At 60.0% G+C, this 16,931-nt stretch carries 17 protein-coding genes and 1 tRNA gene; 10 read left to right on the top strand and 8 right to left on the bottom strand.

Going from position 1 to position 16,931, the window contains the following annotated elements; translation table 11 throughout:
• Window positions 1-22: 22 nt before the first annotated feature.
• The 3 genes from CRP40_RS04080 to CRP40_RS04090 all read right to left on the bottom strand — a co-directional run bounded on the left by CRP40_RS04080 (window position 23) and on the right by CRP40_RS04090 (window position 2,374).
• Complete coding sequence (locus tag CRP40_RS04080) at window positions 23-1,090, bottom strand: phosphotransferase family protein (protein WP_027916141.1); 1,068 nt, start codon at window positions 1,088-1,090, stop codon at window positions 23-25.
• Between the two features lie 199 nt (window positions 1,091-1,289).
• Window positions 1,290-1,607: an SCP2 sterol-binding domain-containing protein gene (locus tag CRP40_RS04085; protein ID WP_027916140.1), complete on the bottom strand. Its 318-nt coding sequence runs from the start codon at window positions 1,605-1,607 to the stop codon at window positions 1,290-1,292.
• Between the two features lie 56 nt (window positions 1,608-1,663).
• Window positions 1,664-2,374: a histidine phosphatase family protein gene (locus CRP40_RS04090; protein ID WP_027916139.1), complete on the bottom strand. Its 711-nt coding sequence runs from the start codon at window positions 2,372-2,374 to the stop codon at window positions 1,664-1,666.
• Between the two features lie 196 nt (window positions 2,375-2,570).
• Here CRP40_RS04090 and sohB point away from each other — a divergent pair, with 196 nt between their 5' ends.
• The 3 genes from sohB to CRP40_RS04105 all read left to right on the top strand — a co-directional run bounded on the left by sohB (window position 2,571) and on the right by CRP40_RS04105 (window position 4,490).
• Window positions 2,571-3,590 carry a protease SohB gene (sohB, locus tag CRP40_RS04095; RefSeq protein WP_027916138.1) on the top strand — a complete coding sequence of 340 codons (1,020 nt, stop codon included), beginning with the start codon at window positions 2,571-2,573 and terminating at the stop codon, window positions 3,588-3,590.
• A gap of 151 nt (window positions 3,591-3,741) precedes the next feature.
• Window positions 3,742-3,815, top strand: a tRNA-Cys gene (locus CRP40_RS04100).
• Window positions 3,816-4,289: 474 nt separating this feature from the next.
• Window positions 4,290-4,490, top strand: coding sequence for a hypothetical protein (locus CRP40_RS04105; RefSeq protein WP_027916137.1), 201 nt, complete (start codon window positions 4,290-4,292; stop codon window positions 4,488-4,490).
• Window positions 4,491-4,532: 42 nt separating this feature from the next.
• Here CRP40_RS04105 and CRP40_RS04110 read toward each other — a convergent pair whose 3' ends face one another.
• Together CRP40_RS04110 and CRP40_RS04115 are read right to left on the bottom strand one after the other, a co-directional pair.
• Window positions 4,533-5,420, bottom strand: a complete 888-nt coding sequence (locus CRP40_RS04110) for a LysR family transcriptional regulator (protein ID WP_027916136.1) — start codon at window positions 5,418-5,420, stop codon at window positions 4,533-4,535.
• An 81-nt stretch (window positions 5,421-5,501) separates the two neighbouring features.
• The gene (locus CRP40_RS04115) at window positions 5,502-6,884 is read right to left on the bottom strand and encodes a VOC family protein (protein WP_027916135.1); all 1,383 of its coding nucleotides are present in this window, start codon (window positions 6,882-6,884) and stop codon (window positions 5,502-5,504) included.
• 349 nt (window positions 6,885-7,233) lie between these two features.
• Between CRP40_RS04115 and CRP40_RS04120 the strand changes: the two genes are divergently transcribed.
• Window positions 7,234-8,493, top strand: a complete 1,260-nt coding sequence (locus CRP40_RS04120) for an MFS transporter (protein ID WP_027916134.1) — start codon at window positions 7,234-7,236, stop codon at window positions 8,491-8,493.
• 228 nt (window positions 8,494-8,721) lie between these two features.
• Here the strand turns inward: CRP40_RS04120 and trbK are convergent, their stop codons facing one another.
• Entirely contained in the window at window positions 8,722-8,967 is a 246-nt protein-coding gene (trbK, locus tag CRP40_RS04125) for an entry exclusion lipoprotein TrbK (RefSeq protein WP_042139095.1), read from the bottom strand.
• Between the two features lie 123 nt (window positions 8,968-9,090).
• On the bottom strand, window positions 9,091-9,810 hold the full coding sequence (locus CRP40_RS04130; protein WP_027916132.1) for an SOS response-associated peptidase family protein: 720 nt from the start codon (window positions 9,808-9,810) through the stop codon (window positions 9,091-9,093).
• 103 nt (window positions 9,811-9,913) lie between these two features.
• On the opposite strand from CRP40_RS04130, the gene CRP40_RS04135 reads away from it, so the two are divergent.
• The 6 genes from CRP40_RS04135 to hcnC all read left to right on the top strand — a co-directional run bounded on the left by CRP40_RS04135 (window position 9,914) and on the right by hcnC (window position 15,655).
• On the top strand, window positions 9,914-10,342 hold the full coding sequence (locus CRP40_RS04135) for a S24 family peptidase (RefSeq protein ID WP_027916131.1): 429 nt from the start codon (window positions 9,914-9,916) through the stop codon (window positions 10,340-10,342).
• Window positions 10,332-11,606 (top strand): translesion error-prone DNA polymerase V subunit UmuC, encoded by a 1,275-nt coding sequence (umuC, locus tag CRP40_RS04140; protein ID WP_027916130.1) that lies wholly within the window; start codon window positions 10,332-10,334, stop codon window positions 11,604-11,606. Before CRP40_RS04135 ends, umuC begins: the two co-directional genes overlap by 11 nt.
• Before the next feature lie 207 nt (window positions 11,607-11,813).
• Entirely contained in the window at window positions 11,814-12,509 is a 696-nt protein-coding gene (locus CRP40_RS04145; protein WP_080992834.1) for a lipopolysaccharide kinase InaA family protein, read from the top strand.
• A gap of 209 nt (window positions 12,510-12,718) precedes the next feature.
• Window positions 12,719-13,024 carry a cyanide-forming glycine dehydrogenase subunit HcnA gene (gene hcnA / locus CRP40_RS04150; RefSeq protein ID WP_033695161.1) on the top strand — a complete coding sequence of 102 codons (306 nt, stop codon included), beginning with the start codon at window positions 12,719-12,721 and terminating at the stop codon, window positions 13,022-13,024.
• Window positions 13,021-14,415 (top strand): cyanide-forming glycine dehydrogenase subunit HcnB, encoded by a 1,395-nt coding sequence (gene hcnB / locus CRP40_RS04155; RefSeq protein ID WP_027916127.1) that lies wholly within the window; start codon window positions 13,021-13,023, stop codon window positions 14,413-14,415. Before hcnA ends, hcnB begins: the two co-directional genes overlap by 4 nt.
• A 1-nt stretch (window position 14,416) precedes the next feature.
• Complete coding sequence (gene hcnC, locus CRP40_RS04160; RefSeq protein WP_027916126.1) at window positions 14,417-15,655, top strand: cyanide-forming glycine dehydrogenase subunit HcnC; 1,239 nt, start codon at window positions 14,417-14,419, stop codon at window positions 15,653-15,655.
• 222 nt (window positions 15,656-15,877) lie between these two features.
• On the opposite strand, the gene CRP40_RS04165 is transcribed toward hcnC, so the two are convergent.
• Window positions 15,878-16,918 carry a methionine synthase gene (locus CRP40_RS04165; RefSeq protein WP_027916125.1) on the bottom strand — a complete coding sequence of 347 codons (1,041 nt, stop codon included), beginning with the start codon at window positions 16,916-16,918 and terminating at the stop codon, window positions 15,878-15,880.
• Window positions 16,919-16,931: the final 13 nt, after the last annotated feature.

Below are 16,931 nucleotides of genomic sequence, written 5' to 3' on the forward strand. Positions count from 1 at the left end.
TGGTCGTAAGGTGCGTTGGTTATCAGAGGCTCGACTTGGCAATGACCTGCAAGGTCATCTGCTCCAGCAGCCGGTTCATGTGAATGAACTGGGCGAAGCGCTTGTCCTGGGTCTGGCCGTGAAAATAACGGAAGTAGATCTGCTGGACGATGCCGGCCAGACGGAACAGGCCGTAACAGTAGTAGAAATCGAAGTTGTCCAGGTCGATGCCTGCACGCTCGGCGTAATAGTCCACGAACTGGCGCCGGGTAAGCATGCCCGCAGCGTTGCTCGGCTGGCGGCGCATCAGTTGTACTGGCGCCGGGTCGTCTGCCTGAATCCAGTACGCCAGGCTGTTGCCCAGGTCCATCAAAGGATCGCCCAGCGTGGCCATTTCCCAGTCCAGCACGCCAATGATGCACATCGGGTTGTCGGCATCCAGGATGACATTGTCGAACCGATAGTCGTTATGCACGATGGCAGGTGTGGCGTGATCGGCAGGCATCTTCTCACGCAACCAGGTCTTGACCTGCTCCCAGCGCGGGGCGTCGGGGGTCATGGCCTTGTCGTAACGGCTGGCCCATCCTTCTATCTGGCGCTGCACGTAACCGTCGGGCTTACCCAGGTCGCTCAAGCCGCAGGCGTTGTAGTCCACACGGTGCAAGTCCACCAAGCGGTCGATGAAGCTTTTGCACAAGGCCGTTGTGCGTGCAGCGTCAAGGTTCAGTGCCGCGGGAATGTCCGAGCGCAGGATGATCCCTTTGACGCGCTCCATGACGTAGAACTCACTGCCGATCAGGCGGGTATCGGTGCAGTACGCATAAGCCTTGGGACAGTAGGGGAACCCATTGTTGAGCTGGTTGAGAATGCGAAACTCACGGCCCATGTCGTGCGCCGACTTGGCTTTCTGCCCGAACGGCGGTCGGCGCAAGACCAATTCTCGATCGGTGTATTTGACCAGGTAAGTGAGGTTGGACGCGCCACCCGGGAACTGGCTGACGGCGGGCGCGCCGGCCAGGCCGTCAATGTGCGCCTTGAGATAGCCGTCGATGGCTGCCAGGTCAAGCTCTTCGCCGGAACGTACTTGCGTAGACTCGTCGGTGAGCGTCATGGGTTTTCCTTATTCTCGATCACGCGGACTATTTTGCAATCTAATGCTTGCGCTTGGTTGGGACAAGCGTCCCAGGTCGCCATTGGCCGGGGTGTTGCTGGTCGATCAATGCCCTTGATGCTTGCCGTGCCGACAAACGCCGGACCAAAAAAAACCGAAGCCTTGTGGGCTTCGGTTCAGGGTCATCCAGGGATGCTGCTCAGGACGGGAACAGTTCGCTGAGCTTCATCGACAGCATCATGTCGCCTTCCACGCGCAGCTTGCCACCCATGAAGGCCTGCATGCCGTCGGTTTCGCCGCTGACGATGCCCTTGAGTGTTTCGCTGTCCATCACCAACGTGCAGTTGGCGTCCGGGTTCTCGCCTTCCTGCAGTTGGCAGGTGCCGTCCTTGACGATCAGGGCGTAGTGCTTGTCTTCATCGGTAATGTTGAAGCCGAATACCAGGTCCAGGCCTTGGGCAGCGGATGGGTTGAATTTCTCTTGCATCTTTTTGACGGCATCAGCTACGGAGGTCATGGCGCATTCCTTATAGAGTGATTTTCACGTCCCCGCAGGGACACAACAGGCCGGGCTCACCGATAGGTGATGAGCGCCGGCGTCCTCAACAGTTGCACATGGGCTTGACTGTTGAAAGAAGCCAATGCCACGTCGCGGCCTTTGAACTTCAATTGGCTCAGCGACGTGTTGATTATTTGCCAGTTCAAGGCAAATGCCTGATCCGGGGTTATGCCTGAAACCAGGTGCAGCAAGGCGGCAATGGTGCCACCGGAGGTGAAAATGGCAATGTTGTCGCCATTGCCTGCGTTGTCCAGCACGCGGTTCAGCCCTTCGCGTACGCGGGCAGTGAACGCTTCCCAGGTTTCCAGTTCGTCGCTGCCATGGGTGCCTGCGTGCCAGCGCTGCACCATGAGTGCGAACAGGCGCTGAAATTCGCTGCGGTGATGCGTGACGTTGCTCAGGATTTCTGGCGCGTTGGGCTCGTCTATCGACAAGCCAGGCAACAGCGCGCGAATCACCCCATCGGCGTCGAACTCATTGAATGCAGCGTCGGTCTCAACAGCCGGCACGGCGTTGCCACTGGCCTGCATCGCTTGAAGGGCCAGGCGGGCAGTGTCTTGCTGGCGGCGCAGATCGCCCGCCACACACCGCTCCAGCCGTATCCCTAGCTGGGCAAGGTGCTCACCTAGCGCCTGGCTCTGGCGCACGCCAACGGGCGACAGCACGTCGTAGTCCTGTGCGCCGAAGGAGGCTTGGCCATGTCGAATCAGGTAGAGGTTGCCCACGAACGCTTCCGCTGTTGAAGGTTGCTGCCGAGGTTAGGGTGCGGTGCACAGCGCTGTCAACGAAAAAACATACAAGCGTTTGAAAAGGTCGTTTGAAAGGTGTTGCCAGCGTTTACATCCCCTGGCAGCGCCTGGGGTGCACCGGTATGCTTGTACCATTCACGCGCCTTCTGGCGCAGCTATCGAAGGAGTCACCGTGGAGTTTCTTGCCGAGTACGCAAGCTTTCTCGCCAAAACCGCCACCCTGGTCATCGCTGTTCTCATCGTGCTGTCGGCCATTGCCGGCTTGCGCGGTAAAGGGCGGCGCAAACCGGGTGGGCAATTGCAGGTTACCCGCTTGAACGCGTTCTACAAGGACCTGCGCGAGCGGCTGGAATCAGGCCTGTTCGACAAGGCTCAGCTCAAGGCGTTACGCAAGCAGCAGGCCAAGGCCGAGAAGAAAACCCGCAAGGTCAAGGCGGACGAAAAAGCCAGGGTCTTCGTGCTCGATTTCGATGGCGACATCAAGGCATCTGCAACCGAAAGCCTGCGCAACGAAATCACCGCACTGCTCACCCTCGCCACCCCTCAAGACGAGGTGGTACTGCGTCTGGAAAGCGGGGGCGGGCTGGTGCACAGCTATGGCCTGGCTGCCTCCCAGCTGGCCCGCATTCGCCAGGCCGGCATCCCCTTGACGGTATGCATCGACAAGGTGGCTGCAAGCGGCGGCTACATGATGGCCTGCATCGGCGAGAAGATCATCAGCGCACCCTTTGCGGTGCTCGGCTCCATCGGCGTCGTGGCACAGTTGCCCAACATCAATCGCCTGTTGAAGAAGCACGACATCGATGTCGAGATGCTGACTGCCGGTGAGTACAAGCGCACCCTTACCGTGCTGGGTGAAAACACCGAAAAGGGCAGGGAAAAGTTCCAGGAAGACCTGGATGTCACGCATCAACTGTTCAAGGACTTCGTCGCCCGCTACCGCCCCCAGCTGCACATCGATGAAGTGGCCACCGGTGAAGTGTGGCTGGGCATTGCAGCCCTGAACCGCAAGCTGGTGGACACGTTGCAGACCAGCGATGAATACCTCAGCGAACGCGCGCGCAGTGCCAACCTGTTCCACCTGCACTTCGCAGAGCGCAAGAGCCTGCAGGAGCGCATTGGCATGGCGGCCAGCGGCACCGTGGAGAATACGCTGGTAGGGTTGTGGAGCAAACTTGGCCGTCTGCGCTAACACCTTGAACCTGCTGAAATTTTTTTTCGTTCAGGGGGTTGCACGGTTACGTGAATGTAGACATAATGGCGCCCATCGAAACGCAGCACGCTTTAAAGGCGCAGTGTTTCGGGGAGATAGCGAGGTGTAAGCCGCTAGATCCTGACTTTGAGGCCGAGTAGCAAAGTGGTTATGCTCCGGATTGCAAATCCGTCTACGCCGGTTCGATTCCGACCTCGGCCTCCACCATTCGAAAGCCCCGCAGCCCTTTGGGTTGCGGGGCTTTTTTAATGCCCGCGATTTTCTCCAGTGCTCAGCAGCCAAAGGGAGCTGGTCAATGCTGGCGCGGTTTGGATCAACTGCGCACTGGATCTTGGGCTTTTTCGCTTCAAGCGATAGGATTTTCCCGAGGCGCACCCTTTGTTTCGAGTCATGAAAAGAAAAATCTCAAGGGCGCTGCGAAAGTGGGTTGTTTACCTTGTGCTTGCAGGGCTGGCAGGCAACTCCAGCCGAGTGTTCGACCACCTGTCCGCCTTGAAGCCTTGGCGCGTCGCCAAGGGCTTCGCGGCTTACCTTATGACGACCTTGTGATACTACGCTGGCGCAGTGCGTTTACCTTCCGAGCCAAGACACTGGCCAGCGGCGTTCACACCTGGTCGTTGGTCAACGGCTGGTGATGTAGCTAAGGTTCAATACTCAACCCGCTCAAGGAAAATGCGCATGTGGTGGATCGGCCCCGAAAAATCCAGGTTCAAGATTCAGCGCCGCGTATCGGCCGTGGTTCTGGTATTGGCCGTCTTGTTTCTTGCCACTCAAATCGAAGCGTACATTCATGGCGAGGCCTTGCTGACAGACGTGCTGGGCGGGCTGTTCCTGACCGCGCTGGGTGGCGGCATGTTTTACATGGCGGACAAGTGGTAGCTCCCGCTCATGCGGGTGCATGAGGCGCGGACGCAGGTCCGCTCAAGACGTCTGCTCGCACACCCAGTCCACGAAGTTGCGGATCTTCGGTGAATCGTGGCTCTGGGTCGCATAGGCCACGTAGTGAGCATCCGGGCTGGGTGCATAGTAGTGCAGGGGAATCAGCAAGGCGCCGCGCTGCAGTTCTTCTGTCACCATGAACCTGGGTACCAAGGCCACACCCAACCCTGCGATCGCTGCGCGAATGCACAGGTCGAAGGTGTCGAACTGCGGGCCTCTGTAGCTGTTTCTGGATGTCATCGCCTGAGCACCCAGCCAGTCATGCCACGCCTCGGGTCGCGAAACGCACTGCAAGAGCGTATGGCTGTGAATGTCATCGATAGCCTTCAGCGGCCGGTGCAGCAGCAGGGCAGGAGCGCACACGGGCACGACGTCTTCGCGAAACAGCTCGACGCACTGGGCGCCGGGCCAGGTGCCACGCCCATAGAAGAATGCAACGTCCGCCTTGGCCTGTAACAGGTCGAACGGCTCCAGTTCATTGCGCACGCTTAGCCGCACGTGCGGATACGCTGCGCTGAATGCCGGCAGCCGAGGAATCAGCCAGCGCGAGCCGAATGTCGGTTGGGTCGCGATTCTCAAGGTTTCTGCCTGGCCATCGAACGTTAGGATGAAGCGCGTCGAGATGTCCGTTTGGCTCAGGATCTTGCCAACTTCGCTCAGGTACAGCTCGCCCACGGCGGTCAGTTGCAAGCCGCCACGCAACCGATTGAACAGCCGACGCTGCAACATTTGCTCAAGTTGAGCGACCTGCTTACTGACGGCGCTTTGCGTCAGGTTCAGTTCACGGGCAGCGAGGGTGAAGCTGGCATGACGGGCAGTGGACTCAAAGCACTGCAGCGACATCATGGACGGAAGCAATTTCTTGTGCATGGCTTGCAGGCATCACCTAAGACTATGGCCAGGCAGGCCGGACGAGCCGCCTGGGCCTGGGCGGCTGGGCGGTCGGCCAATCTATGCGCTGGTTGCCTGGATTTCAAGCGCGCGCAAGCAGGACGCGATGGATTGCGCCTGGGCCTGGGCGTACAGGGTCGTCTCGTCGATCACGCGAGCGCCCAACGCTGCCTCCAACTGCTGCTGGTTGCCTTGCGTCATGGCGTCGGCCTTGGTGTTGTCGCCGAGGTTGGACTGAAAGATCCCGGCAGCGCTCACAGGCAGGAAGTCCTCATACACCAGTGGCTCGAAACCGACCGCGCCTTGTTCGATCAGCGTTTCGAGATCCGTCCCACGCGCTTTAGCCGCATCCCTCACGAAATAATTGAAGTAAGCGAGCTTGTGCGTGCGCAGCGAGGCGTAGTCGTCAGGAAACGCGCTGAATGCCGTTTTGAGTAGGTGCGCATACTGCTCGGCATTGTCCGCCGATGGTGCTGCGCCCAGCGCTTGCCTGGCCTGGCTCAACAGCCGGTCATACAGTGCTTTGCCCGCAGGTGTCAGCGCCGCGCCGCGCTGCTCGATTTCTCCGAAACGAGCCGTGTGATGCCCCGGTGCCCCATCACCACCAGCAAAGGTCACCGCTTCCTGCAGGGCCTTGAAGCTTGTCTGGCGCAACAGGATTGGGCACTGGCGCGGCGGTGGCCCTTCGATGACTGCCTTGGGGGTCATGCCGCGCGAACGCATCTGGGCCTGAGCGCGGTCGATGTCGAGAGTGCGGGGCGTGAGGTGGTTGATGTGCGGCCCACGAAACGCCACCACGTCAGCGATCAGGCGATGCTGGTCATGCAGGGCGCGGTATTGCTGGGCACTGACCGTCGCGCTCTGGTGCCAGCGAAAGGTTTCCAGCGCCTCCTGGACGAACGCTTGAGCGTCCGTATCGGTAAGTCCGCCGTCACATTCGTGGCGGTCGATGAGCGCCATTACGCCAGGGGTGAAAATGGTCCGCTCGCTCAGCAACTGGCAGGCCTGTTCACGCAGTTGTGGGTCTTCGATCAATTCGAGCCGCAACAGCGAGGTGAACACCCTGAACGGATTGGCGCGCAGCGACGCTGCCTCGATAGGTCGGAATGCGGTGGCATGTACTGGCACGGCGGCGATGCTCAGGTCGTAGTAGCCAACTGGCGACATGCCCATGACTGCAAACAGTCGGCGCAAGCCTTGCAGCTCCTCGGCCGTTCCAACACGGATCGCGCCATGGCGTTCCACGCTCAGGCGCTGCTCGTCACCGCTGCTACGCAGTCGTTCTGCCAATGCAGGCTGAGCGGCCAGGGTCTGGGCATTGACTTCGGCGACCAAGTCCAACAAATCGCCATAGAGCGGTACCTCCTGCTTGTACATCGCTGACAGGGCGGTACTGAAAAGCGCACGGATTGCATCGGGGTGCATGAAACGGACCGGGTCCATGGTGAGCCTCCTGGAAAATTCGAGGCCTGCATTGATCACGGTGACGCGCCGCCCTGGCAAACGAATTAACCGAATCGCTGCCTGACTTTTTCGCATGCGTGGCGTCTGGTACGTGCACCGGCAGTGCCACGGCATGCTGAGTCGGCAGTCACAGCGGCTTGTACCTTGCAAATCAGGCCATTCCTACCGGGAATGCAGGCCCGATATTTTTTCGTTTGCGTGAACATAGCTTTTACCGCAGGTTGTGACGGCCTTTGACGGTGGGCTGTGCCCGCCGCCTGCGCTGTTACTGCAGCGCCGTGTAGTGCCGGAACAGGCACGTCGTAACCCGCCATAATAAGGATAAAACATGCACAACCCTAACCCCGCCGGGGTCATCGCCGCGTCCACCGAGCGGACCTGGATCACAGCCTTCGTGTTTTGCTTCCTGACGATGGTCATCGATGGCGCCGATGTCATGATCCTGGCCTATAGCCTGGCCACGCTCAAAACGGAATTCGGCCTGACTGGCCTGCAGGCAGGCATGCTCGGCAGCTGCACCCTGGCCGGCATGGCTGTTGGGGGCATTTACGGTGGCTGGGCAACCGACCGCCTTGGGCGGGTGCGCACCGTGGTGCTCAGTGTGCTGCTGTTCAGCCTCGGTACGGGGCTATTGGGCTTTACCGAGAACTATGTACAGTTTGCGATCATCCGCTTTGTCTCGGCCCTAGGCCTTGGTTCGGTGTACGTTGCATGTAATACACTCATGGCCGAGTACGTACCTACCCGGTTCCGAAATACCGTCCTTGGCAGCCTGCAAGCGGGCTGGTCGGTCGGGTATATCGTTGCAACGCTGCTCGCTGCCTGGATACTGCCAAGCTACGGCTGGCGCACGTTGTTCTTCGTGGGCGTCACACCGGTGATTCTTGCCCTGCTGATGCACAAGATGGTGCCGGAACCTTCGACCTGGACCCGCTTGCAGAGTGCCGATCGTGCAGAGCGCAAGGCGCGTGAGCGTGTGGAGGGCGGCAAGTACAAACAGATCTTCGCCAACCCCAATGCCGCGAAGATGTTCGTTCTCTGGTCGCTGACTGCAGGCTTCTTGCAGTTTGGTAACTATGGCGTCAACAACTGGATGCCCAGCTACCTGGAGACCGAGTTGGGCATGGCGTTCAAGCAGATGACCACGTTCCTGGTCGGCACCTACACCGCTTCGATCCTTGGCAAGGTCATCGCCGGCATGGCGGCGGACAAGTTCGGGCGGCGCAAAGTGTTTGCCGCGGGTTGCCTGGGGACGGCGCTGTTCCTGCCGATCATCGTGCTGTTCAACCAGCCGGAAAACATTCTGTGGCTGTTGATCGTCTTCGGCTTCCTCTATGGCGTGCCTTACAGCGTCAACGCCACGTACATGACGGAAAGCTTCGAGGCCAAGTTCCGTGGCTCTGCGGTTGGCGGTGCCTACAATATCGGGCGTATCGGTGCTGCGGTGTCACCGGCTGCCATTGGCTTCTTCGCCAGCCAGGGCTCGATCGGTGTCGGTTTCCTGATCGTTGGCGCTGCTTATTTCCTTTGCGGCATGATCCCGCTGCTGTGCATCCGTGAGAAACAATTCGATCCGGCTCGTGAATGATCGGTGGTGGCCGATAAGGCGGGGGCGCGTGCTCGGTAAACCTTGGCTCACCTTTCCAAGAAATGACCCAGTGCAGTCACCGCTTCTGCTAAAGGCGTGCTCGTACGCGAAGGACTGAGCGCCCTGAGTCTGCTTGAAAACGCCGCCTGTAAAGGCGGTGTTCCTGCTCGGCAAGCTTGACGACCCTGCGGCTAGATCATCGGATTGGCAATCACCTCGGCCAGCCGCTCAGTACTTGCCCTTGGGGCTTTTCTCGAACTTCCATTCCGTCATTTTCTTCGCCGCCAGGAAACTTTCGCAGTTCGCGATGAACACATTGCGGTTTGCATCCTTTGACAAGCTGGCAAGGTTTTTTCCGTACAGTTGCGGGCCACAATTGTCTGCCGTTGGCTCGGGCACTTTCTCTTCGGTGCAGCCTGCCAGCGGGGTGATCAACCCAACAAGCGGGAGGAGGAGGGCGCGTTTTCTGTCCATGACGGAATCCTTCGTCGGTCTATTTCAAGGTGCGTCCAAGTTGTCTGCTAGCCAGCCAGCGGGTGCGCAGACTATCACGCCAGCTGAGTGTTTTGGCTGGCACATCCACGCATAACGCCCTTTTCAGAATTCGAGATCACCTTGCCTGCTCTGTTCGGCAATCGGCATTATCAGTTGCGCACCCTGGTTGCGAACATTGCCAACGGCCTTGTCGACCGGATACCAGCGGAAGTCAGTGGCCGGACGGCAGCCTGTCGCCACGATCGCCTCGGCGCGCTGCGTTGAAGTGGCGGGGTCCAGCCACTCCCTGGCAAGGTGCGGCGCCAACACCAGGGGCTTTCGGTCATGAATATCGATCAAGCCTTGATCAGCGGCGGCCGTGATGATCACGAAACCATCGTGCGCGTCTGGTTCAAGGTTCTGGTGAACTTCGGCAAGCGCGGCAAAGTAGAGCGGTGCACCGTCGGCGCTGGTGATGTAGTAGGGTTGTTTGCGCTTGGGATCTTGCGCATCTGGCAGCCATTCGAACCAGCCATTGGCAGGGGCGAGCGCTCTTGCATGTGGCCACAGACCCTTGAAAAACTTGCCAGTGGCTACGGTTTCGGCCCGGGCATTGATAGGGTCGAGTCGCTTGCCTTTGGCCCAGCGAGGCGACCATCCCCACTTCACTTTGTCTACGTGCAGACCTGCCTCAGCCTGGCGTATAACTTCGACGCGGGTAGAAGGCGCCACGTTATAGCGATCAACCGGTTCATGGTCGTAGCCGTTGATCACCACCAAGTCCAGCGCCAGCTGTCGCAAGTAGTGATCCATCGACTCGTAGATCGAGTAGCGTCCGCACATGTATTCACCTCTCGTCCGTCAGAAATTCACACGTTCAGGATTGACCCGTCCGCCGATGCCAGATTAACTGTATATGCATACAGTTTGCATTGGACTTTCTCTCATGACCATCACCTTCCTGGGCGCGCCACGTGGCAGCTCTGAACCACTTCCGATTTATTCGTATTACGTTCCGGCCGGTTTTCCGTCGCCTGCCGCGGATCATCTTGAGGGCTACATATCCCTCGATGAGTTATTCGACATCCGCGCACCGCATGTGTATCTGGTGAAAGTGGAGGGTGACAGCATGCAAGGCGCTGGCATCTATTCGGGCGATATCGTGGTGGTGGACCGGGGGCGCGAAGCCGAGCACGGGGATATCGTGATTGCGGCCATCAACAGTGAGCCCGTTTGCAAGCGCCTGCACCGACGTGACGGTGTGGTGATCTTGAAGTCCGAGAACCGAGCCTACCCCCCGCGCTATGTCATGGAGGGTGATGATCTGCTCATTTGGGGCGTGGTGCGCTATAGCGTCCGCGATCATGCGCAGTGAGCCAATATTTGCGCTGATCGACTGCAACGCGTTCTACGCCAGCTGTGAGCGCGTATTTCGGCCTGATCTGGCGAAGACGCCGATCGTGGTGCTGAGCAACAACGACGGTTGTGTCATTGCCCGGTCCTATGACGCCAAGCCATTCGTGAAAATGGGCGAGCCTTATTTTCAGGCGCGGGAAAAACTCCGTCGGCACGGTGTGGTGGCATTCAGTAGCAATTACGCGCTGTATGGCGACATGAGCGAGCGGGTGATGACGCTGATCGAAGCGATGGTGCCTGCCACCGAGGTCTACAGCATCGACGAATGTTTCGCTGAGCTCACGGGCATGACCCAGGACTTGACGTTGTTCGGGCACCGGCTGCGCTTGCGCATTGCCCAGTGCACCGGCATCCCTGTCGGTGTAGGTATCGCACGTACCAGGACCTTGGCCAAGCTGGCCAACCACACTGCCAAGCGACTGCAGAGCCACACTGGCGGCGTTGTGGACATCACCGACCCGGTAAAACGGGATTGGGTGCTACGCAATACTGCGGTCAAGGAGGTGTGGGGTATTGGGCGCAAGATGACGGCGCACCTGGAGGCCATGGGCATTCGAACGGCGATGGACTTGGCCCGCGCCGATGCCTGGACGTTACGGCAACGCTTCAACGTGGTGGTGGAAAAGACGGCCAGGGAACTGGCAGGCACGCCTTGCCTGGAGCTGGACGATGTCGAACCGCCCAAGCAGGAAATCTGCAGCAGCCGAATGTTCGGCACGCGCCTGAGCGAGTTGGCGCCGATCAAGCAGGCAGTGGCCACGTACGTCGGCCGTGCCGCCGAAAAGCTCAGGGCCCAGGGATCGGTGTGCAAGCGCATGCGGGTGAGCATCCGCACGGGCATGTTCAACCCGAACGAAGTGCACCATGCTCAAGGCGCATGGGTGGAGCTTCCCTATCCGACCTGCGACACGTTGCTGATGACCCAGCTGGCTACCGATGCCGTAGAGCGGATCTTCCGGCCGGGGCTTCGTTACAGCAAGGCGGAGGTGTTGCTGATGGACCTGCGTCAACCGGGTGATTTTTCGGGGGACTTGTTCGCCTCAAGGCAATCGGCGGCCTGTGATCGTCTCATGGAAGTACTGGACAGCATCAATGAGCGTTGGGGCAGGGGGACGGTCCGTGCAGCCAGCGTGCCAGCCGCGCCGGAATGGGGCATGAAACGGGAGATGATGAGCCAGTCCTACACCACCCGAATCGATCAACTATGGACCATCAGGGGTTGAGTGCGAAGCGGCTTGACGCTGACGAGCGGGCGCGACGGAGGCTTGGCGGTTGCAGGATTGTCAGACAATGGCGATTGTGCCCGCAGTTTTGTCTGTTCATCCCTGTAAAAAACGATCAACGCCGTGTCGCAATAATCGCTTTCTTTCAGATTTGGCTGATATATTTCGCCCCTTGCCGCAGTGTGGCTCAATATTCAGCAGGTTTTAATGAAACACGTTAGCGCGTCTGGCCATGAGGCCTCTCACCCGCCGGTGCAGGCCATTCTGAGTGCTCCTGGGGTGTGGGTAGAGCCGCCGAATATCCGCAGGGGCGGTGAGAGCGGTGTATTGAAGGTCGAGCTCGACGGCTTCACGTTCTACAAGAAGCAGCAGGTCGGCCATATCTACCGTAGCCTTGTGCACCCGTTCGGCTATCCGACAGTGGCCCGTGAGGCCAAGGCGCTGCGTGCCGCTGCCGCGCTGGGCGTCGCTACGCCATTGCTGCTGCACAGCGACGTCCACAAGCAGGACGGTGAGTGGCGTGCGGTGATGGTCACGGCAGCGCTGGACGGTTATGTATCGCTTGAAGACTTTTACCTCCAAGGCCTGGACAAGACCATCGAGCCCAAGCTACACCACGACATTCTTGAAGCGTATGGGCGTGCACTGGCCACGCTGAACCTTGGCCGCTGGCAGCATGGTTGCCTGTACTTGAAGCATGTGTTCGTCGCCTTCGACGAGTCGGGCATCAAGATCGCGTTGCTGGATTTCGAGAAAGCCAGGCAGCGGCTGACCGCAATGAAAGCCAGCCGCCACGACCTACGACAGGTCAAGCGCAGGTCTGACTGGGCAACGGCCGAGTGGGAGGCGTTTTGCAAGGGTTATCGGCAGGTGTTCGGCAGGGATGTGGAGCGATTCCTCTGACGGCATGTGAAGTGTCGGGGCTGCGAAGCGTTGATTGCAGCGGCAATAGGCGGCTTCGCTTACAAACGTTCTTCACCAGGTAGAGGGCTTGCTTGCAGCGCTCAAAAGGGCTGTAAAAAAGCTTTAAAACCCCGTCTCAGGTCAATTTTCTGGCCTGACGCCTCCCGTAGTCTGTCTGTCTTTCAATCACGGAAGGCAGACGACATTTCATGGAACGAACCCTCGATATACAGCCACTCCCGGCTGAACAAATCCCCCTGTCCATCAACGGCACGGCCGTGACTGCCGCCCCGGGCGAAACTGTTCTAAGTGTGCTCAACGCCGTGGGCGTGCGTCAGCTCGCCCTCAACGACCATGGCCAGGTCAGCGGCGCTTTCTGCGGCATGGGCGTATGCCATTGCTGCCTGGTCGCTATCGATGGACGCCCCAAGCGGCGCGCCTGTCAGACGCTGGTGCGGGCCGGCATGCGCGTCGAAACCCAAGTCAATCCGATTGTCGGGGAGGCGCGGGTATGAGCGGGCATCCAGTCATTGTCGGAGGGGGTTCGGCGGGGATGGCTGCCGCCATCGAGTTGGTGGACGCGGGCGTGCGCTGCATGCTGATCGACGAGGCATCGCGCCCCGGCGGGGTGGTCTATCGTGGCCCGCTGCGCGCAGGTGTCGACCTGGGCTACCTGGGCGCTCGCTACAGCAAGGCTCTGGGTAAACTGCACACCGACTTCGCCGCCCGTGCGCAGTCTATCGACCTGCGGCTCAATAGCCGTGTCGTGGGCGGTGATGACCATAGCCTGGTAGTACTCGACGAGCAGGAACAGTTGCAGTCGCTGGCCTTCGAGCAACTGATCCTGGCAGCCGGTTGCCATGAGCGCAATGTGCCGTTCCCGGGCTGGACCCTGCCGGGCGTCATGCTGCTCGGCGGGTTGCAGTTGCAGATCAAAAGTAACGTGGTCAAGCCATTGGGTACGACCCTGATCGCTGGCACAGGCCCGTTACTGCCGTTGGTTGCCTGTCAGTTGCACGCCGCCGGTGCCAAGGTGGCGGGGGTGTACGAGGCCTGTGCGTTCAACCGTATCGCACGCCAGAGCCTGGCGCTGATGAACAAGCCCCAGTTGTTCCTCGACGGCCTGAGCATGCTGGCCTACCTGAAGCTGCACGGCATTCCCATGCACTATGGCTGGGGCGTGGTCGAGGCGCGGGGCGAAGGTGAGTTGACCGAAGTCAGCGTGGCGCCCTACGACGATGCCTGGAAAGCGGACATGACCCATGTGCGTCGCGAGTCGGTGCAGACGCTGGCGGTAGGCTACGGCTTCATCCCGCGTACGCAGCTTAGCCAGCAATTAGGGCTTGCCCATGGTTACAGCACCGATGGCTACCTGCGCGCCGAGTGCAACGTATGGCAGCAAAGCAGCCTGGAGCATATTCACCTGGCAGGCGACATGGCCGGCATACGCGGAGGGGAGGCAGCAATGCTGACCGGACGCATCGCGGCTGTGTCAATTCTGCAGCAGCGTGGCGTGCTGAACGCTGCGCAGGCCATTGAACGGCGCGAGCGTTACCTGGGCCAGTTGGCAAGCATCAAGCGTTTTCGCTCTGGCGTCGAGCGCTATACCGCGCGGGGGCCAGCACAGGTCGAGCTGCCACAGGCTGACACGGTGATTTGCCGCTGTGAGCAGGTGACGCGCGAGGCCATCGACCTGGCATTGGAGCAGGGGGTTCAGGATATGGCCGGGCTGAAGATGCGCACGCGGGTGAGCATGGGGGACTGCCAGGGACGCATGTGCGTGGGCTATTGCAGCGATCGCCTGCGCGCCGCGACGGGGCGTGCTGACGTAGGCTGGTTGCGGCCGCGATTCCCGGTAGACCCGGTACCGTTTTCGGCATTCAAGCACGCAGGCACGGAGGCCTGACATGAACAAGACCTATGACATCGTGATTGCCGGTGCTGGTGTAATCGGCGCGTCCTGCGCGTACCAGCTGTCCAAGCGCGGCAACCTGCGCATTGCCCTGATCGACGACAAGCGGCCCGGCAATGCCACACGTGCTTCGGCAGGCGGGCTGTGGGCCATCGGCGAATCGGTGGGCCTGGGCTGCGGGGTGATTTTCTTTCGCATGCTGTCTTCCCAGGCCAAGCGCCAAGCTCACGGTGCGGCGGTGGCCGTGGACTCGAGCACCCCGCACATCCTGCCGCAATGTTTCTTCGATCTGGCGTTGCAGTCCAATGCGCTTTATCCGCAATTGCACCAGGAGCTGATCGAGCGCCACGGGATGGACTTCAAGTTCGAGCGCACTGGACTCAAGTACGTGATCCAGGACGATGAGGATCAGCTTTACGCCGAGCACATCGTCAAGCACATCCCTCATCTGCAGTCACAGATCCGCTGGCTGGACCGCCAGGCACTTCGCAAGGCGGAGCCATCGGTCACCGAAAACGCGCACGGTGCGCTGGAGTTTCTCTGCGACCACCAGCTCAGCCCGTTTCGCCTGGGGGACGCCTACATGGAAGGCGCACGGCAAAATGGCGTCGACTTGTATCTCAACACGCGTGTCACTGGCGTGTTGCATCAGGGCGGACGCATCAAAGGGGTTCGTACCGAACAGGCCGGTGACTTCCATTGCGACACCCTGATCAATGCGGCCGGCGCCTGGGCTGCCGAATTGAGTGAGTGGGCCACGGGCACGTCCATCCCCGTCAAACCTGTCAAGGGGCAGATCGTGTTGACCGAGCGCCTACCCAAGCTGCTTGATGGGTGCATCACCACCAGTGACTGCTACATGGCGCAAAAGGACAATGGGGAGATTCTCATCGGGAGCACCACCGAGGAGAAAGGCTTCGATGTCACCACGACTTTCCCGGAGATCAGCAGCCTGGTCCAGGGCGCCATACGCTGCGTCCCGGCACTCGAACAGGTCAACCTCAAGCGTACCTGGGCCGGCCTGCGGCCAGGCTCGCCCGATGAGCTACCCATCCTCGGGCCCGTGGATGAGATGCCGGGTTATTTCAACGCCTGCGGGCATTTCCGCACCGGGGTGCTGACCTCGGCAATCACGGGGGTAATGCTGGACAAGGTGGTCCACGAGGAGGCTTTGCCATTGGACATCACCCCGTTTCTGGCGCAGCGGTTCAGCAAGGTGGCGCTGCCGGCGTGAGAGGGCCTGGCGGGCCGTGTGAAAGCGGCTCGCCAGGCTGTGCGTCAGGCAATGCGTGAAGATGTGCTGATCGATTTGGCCATGGCAAAGGGTGCGGCAGACGCCAAGGCGCAAACCCTTGATTCGGGTGGTCGCCGCTAGCCACTGAACGGTCAATTCAGTGGCGCCAGTGTGTTCAGTTTTGCCGCGGAGGACGACTGTCGAATGCAAACTAACGTGCGCTCATTGCCCCTCTGCACCCGACAATTCCTGCCGCACGATTGCAGCGCCTGCTGTCAGTGCGCGCAATTTGCCTTGGGCAACCGAGCGGGGCAGGGGCGCCATGCCGCAATTGGTGCATGGGTAGAGCTTGTCGGCGTCCACGAATGCCAGCGCCTTGCGCAGCGTATCGGCAACGGCCTCGGGTGTTTCGATAGCGTGCGTGGCCACATCGATTGCGCCGACCATGACTTTCTTGCCGCGGATCAACTCGATAAGGTCCATGGGTACGCGTGAGTTCTGGCATTCCAACGACACGATGTCGATACTCGATTGCTGAAGTTTGGGAAACGCCTTTTCATACTGGCGCCATTCGGCACCCAGGGTTTTCTTCCAGTCAGTGTTGGCCTTGATCCCGTAGCCGTAGCAGATATGCACTGCTGTTTCGCATTTGAGGCCTTCCAACGCCCGCTCGAGCGTGGCGATGCCCCAGTCGTTCACTTCATCGAAGAACACGTTGAAGGCGGGTTCGTCGAACTGGATGATGTCGACACCTGCAGCTTCCAGCTCTCTGGCTTCCTGGTTGAGCAGCACGGCAAACTCCCATGCGAGCTTTTCGCGGCTCTTGTAGTGGCTGTCGTAAAGCGTGTCGATCATGGTCATGGGCCCTGGGAGCGCCCACTTGATAGGCTGTCGAGTCTGCGCGCGCAAGAACCTGGCATCGTCGACGAACACGGGCTTGCGCCTGGCCACGGTACCTACCACTGTCGGAACGCTGGCGTCGTAGCGATCACGGATGCGCACAGTCTGCCGGTTCTCGAAGTCCACGCCGCTCAGGTGCTCGATGAACGTGGTCACGAAATGTTGACGCGTCTGTTCGCCGTCACTGACGATGTCTATCCCGGCGCTCGACTGTTCGTGCAGCGCCAGGCACAGTGCGTCCTGCTTGCCTTCGAGCAAGGCATCGCCGTGCAGTTTCCAAGGTGACCAGAGGGTTTCGGGCTGAGCCAGCCAGGTCGGCTTGGGCAAGCTGCCAGCGGTAGAGGTGGGGAGCAATGTGTTCATGAAATTCGACCTT

It is taken from the genome of Pseudomonas sp. URMO17WK12:I9 (assembly GCF_900230165.1).
GTDB classification, from domain to species: Bacteria; Pseudomonadota; Gammaproteobacteria; order Pseudomonadales; family Pseudomonadaceae; genus Aquipseudomonas; species Aquipseudomonas fulva.

Coding starts and splice junctions, on each gene's coding strand:
- CRP40_RS04080 (WP_027916141.1), bottom strand. CDS start 1,090: ATGACGCTCACCGACGAGTCTACGCAAGTACGTTCCGGCGAAGAGCTT.
- CRP40_RS04085 (WP_027916140.1), bottom strand. CDS start 1,607: ATGACCTCCGTAGCTGATGCCGTCAAAAAGATGCAAGAGAAATTCAAC.
- CRP40_RS04105 (WP_027916137.1), top strand. CDS start 4,290: ATGTGGTGGATCGGCCCCGAAAAATCCAGGTTCAAGATTCAGCGCCGC.
- CRP40_RS04110 (WP_027916136.1), bottom strand. CDS start 5,420: ATGCACAAGAAATTGCTTCCGTCCATGATGTCGCTGCAGTGCTTTGAG.
- CRP40_RS04115 (WP_027916135.1), bottom strand. CDS start 6,884: ATGGACCCGGTCCGTTTCATGCACCCCGATGCAATCCGTGCGCTTTTC.
- CRP40_RS04120 (WP_027916134.1), top strand. CDS start 7,234: ATGCACAACCCTAACCCCGCCGGGGTCATCGCCGCGTCCACCGAGCGG.
- trbK (WP_042139095.1), bottom strand. CDS start 8,967: ATGGACAGAAAACGCGCCCTCCTCCTCCCGCTTGTTGGGTTGATCACC.
- CRP40_RS04130 (WP_027916132.1), bottom strand. CDS start 9,810: ATGTGCGGACGCTACTCGATCTACGAGTCGATGGATCACTACTTGCGA.
- CRP40_RS04135 (WP_027916131.1), top strand. CDS start 9,914: ATGACCATCACCTTCCTGGGCGCGCCACGTGGCAGCTCTGAACCACTT.
- umuC (WP_027916130.1), top strand. CDS start 10,332: ATGCGCAGTGAGCCAATATTTGCGCTGATCGACTGCAACGCGTTCTAC.
- CRP40_RS04145 (WP_080992834.1), top strand. CDS start 11,814: ATGAAACACGTTAGCGCGTCTGGCCATGAGGCCTCTCACCCGCCGGTG.
- hcnA (WP_033695161.1), top strand. CDS start 12,719: ATGGAACGAACCCTCGATATACAGCCACTCCCGGCTGAACAAATCCCC.
- hcnB (WP_027916127.1), top strand. CDS start 13,021: ATGAGCGGGCATCCAGTCATTGTCGGAGGGGGTTCGGCGGGGATGGCT.
- hcnC (WP_027916126.1), top strand. CDS start 14,417: ATGAACAAGACCTATGACATCGTGATTGCCGGTGCTGGTGTAATCGGC.
- CRP40_RS04165 (WP_027916125.1), bottom strand. CDS start 16,918: ATGAACACATTGCTCCCCACCTCTACCGCTGGCAGCTTGCCCAAGCCG.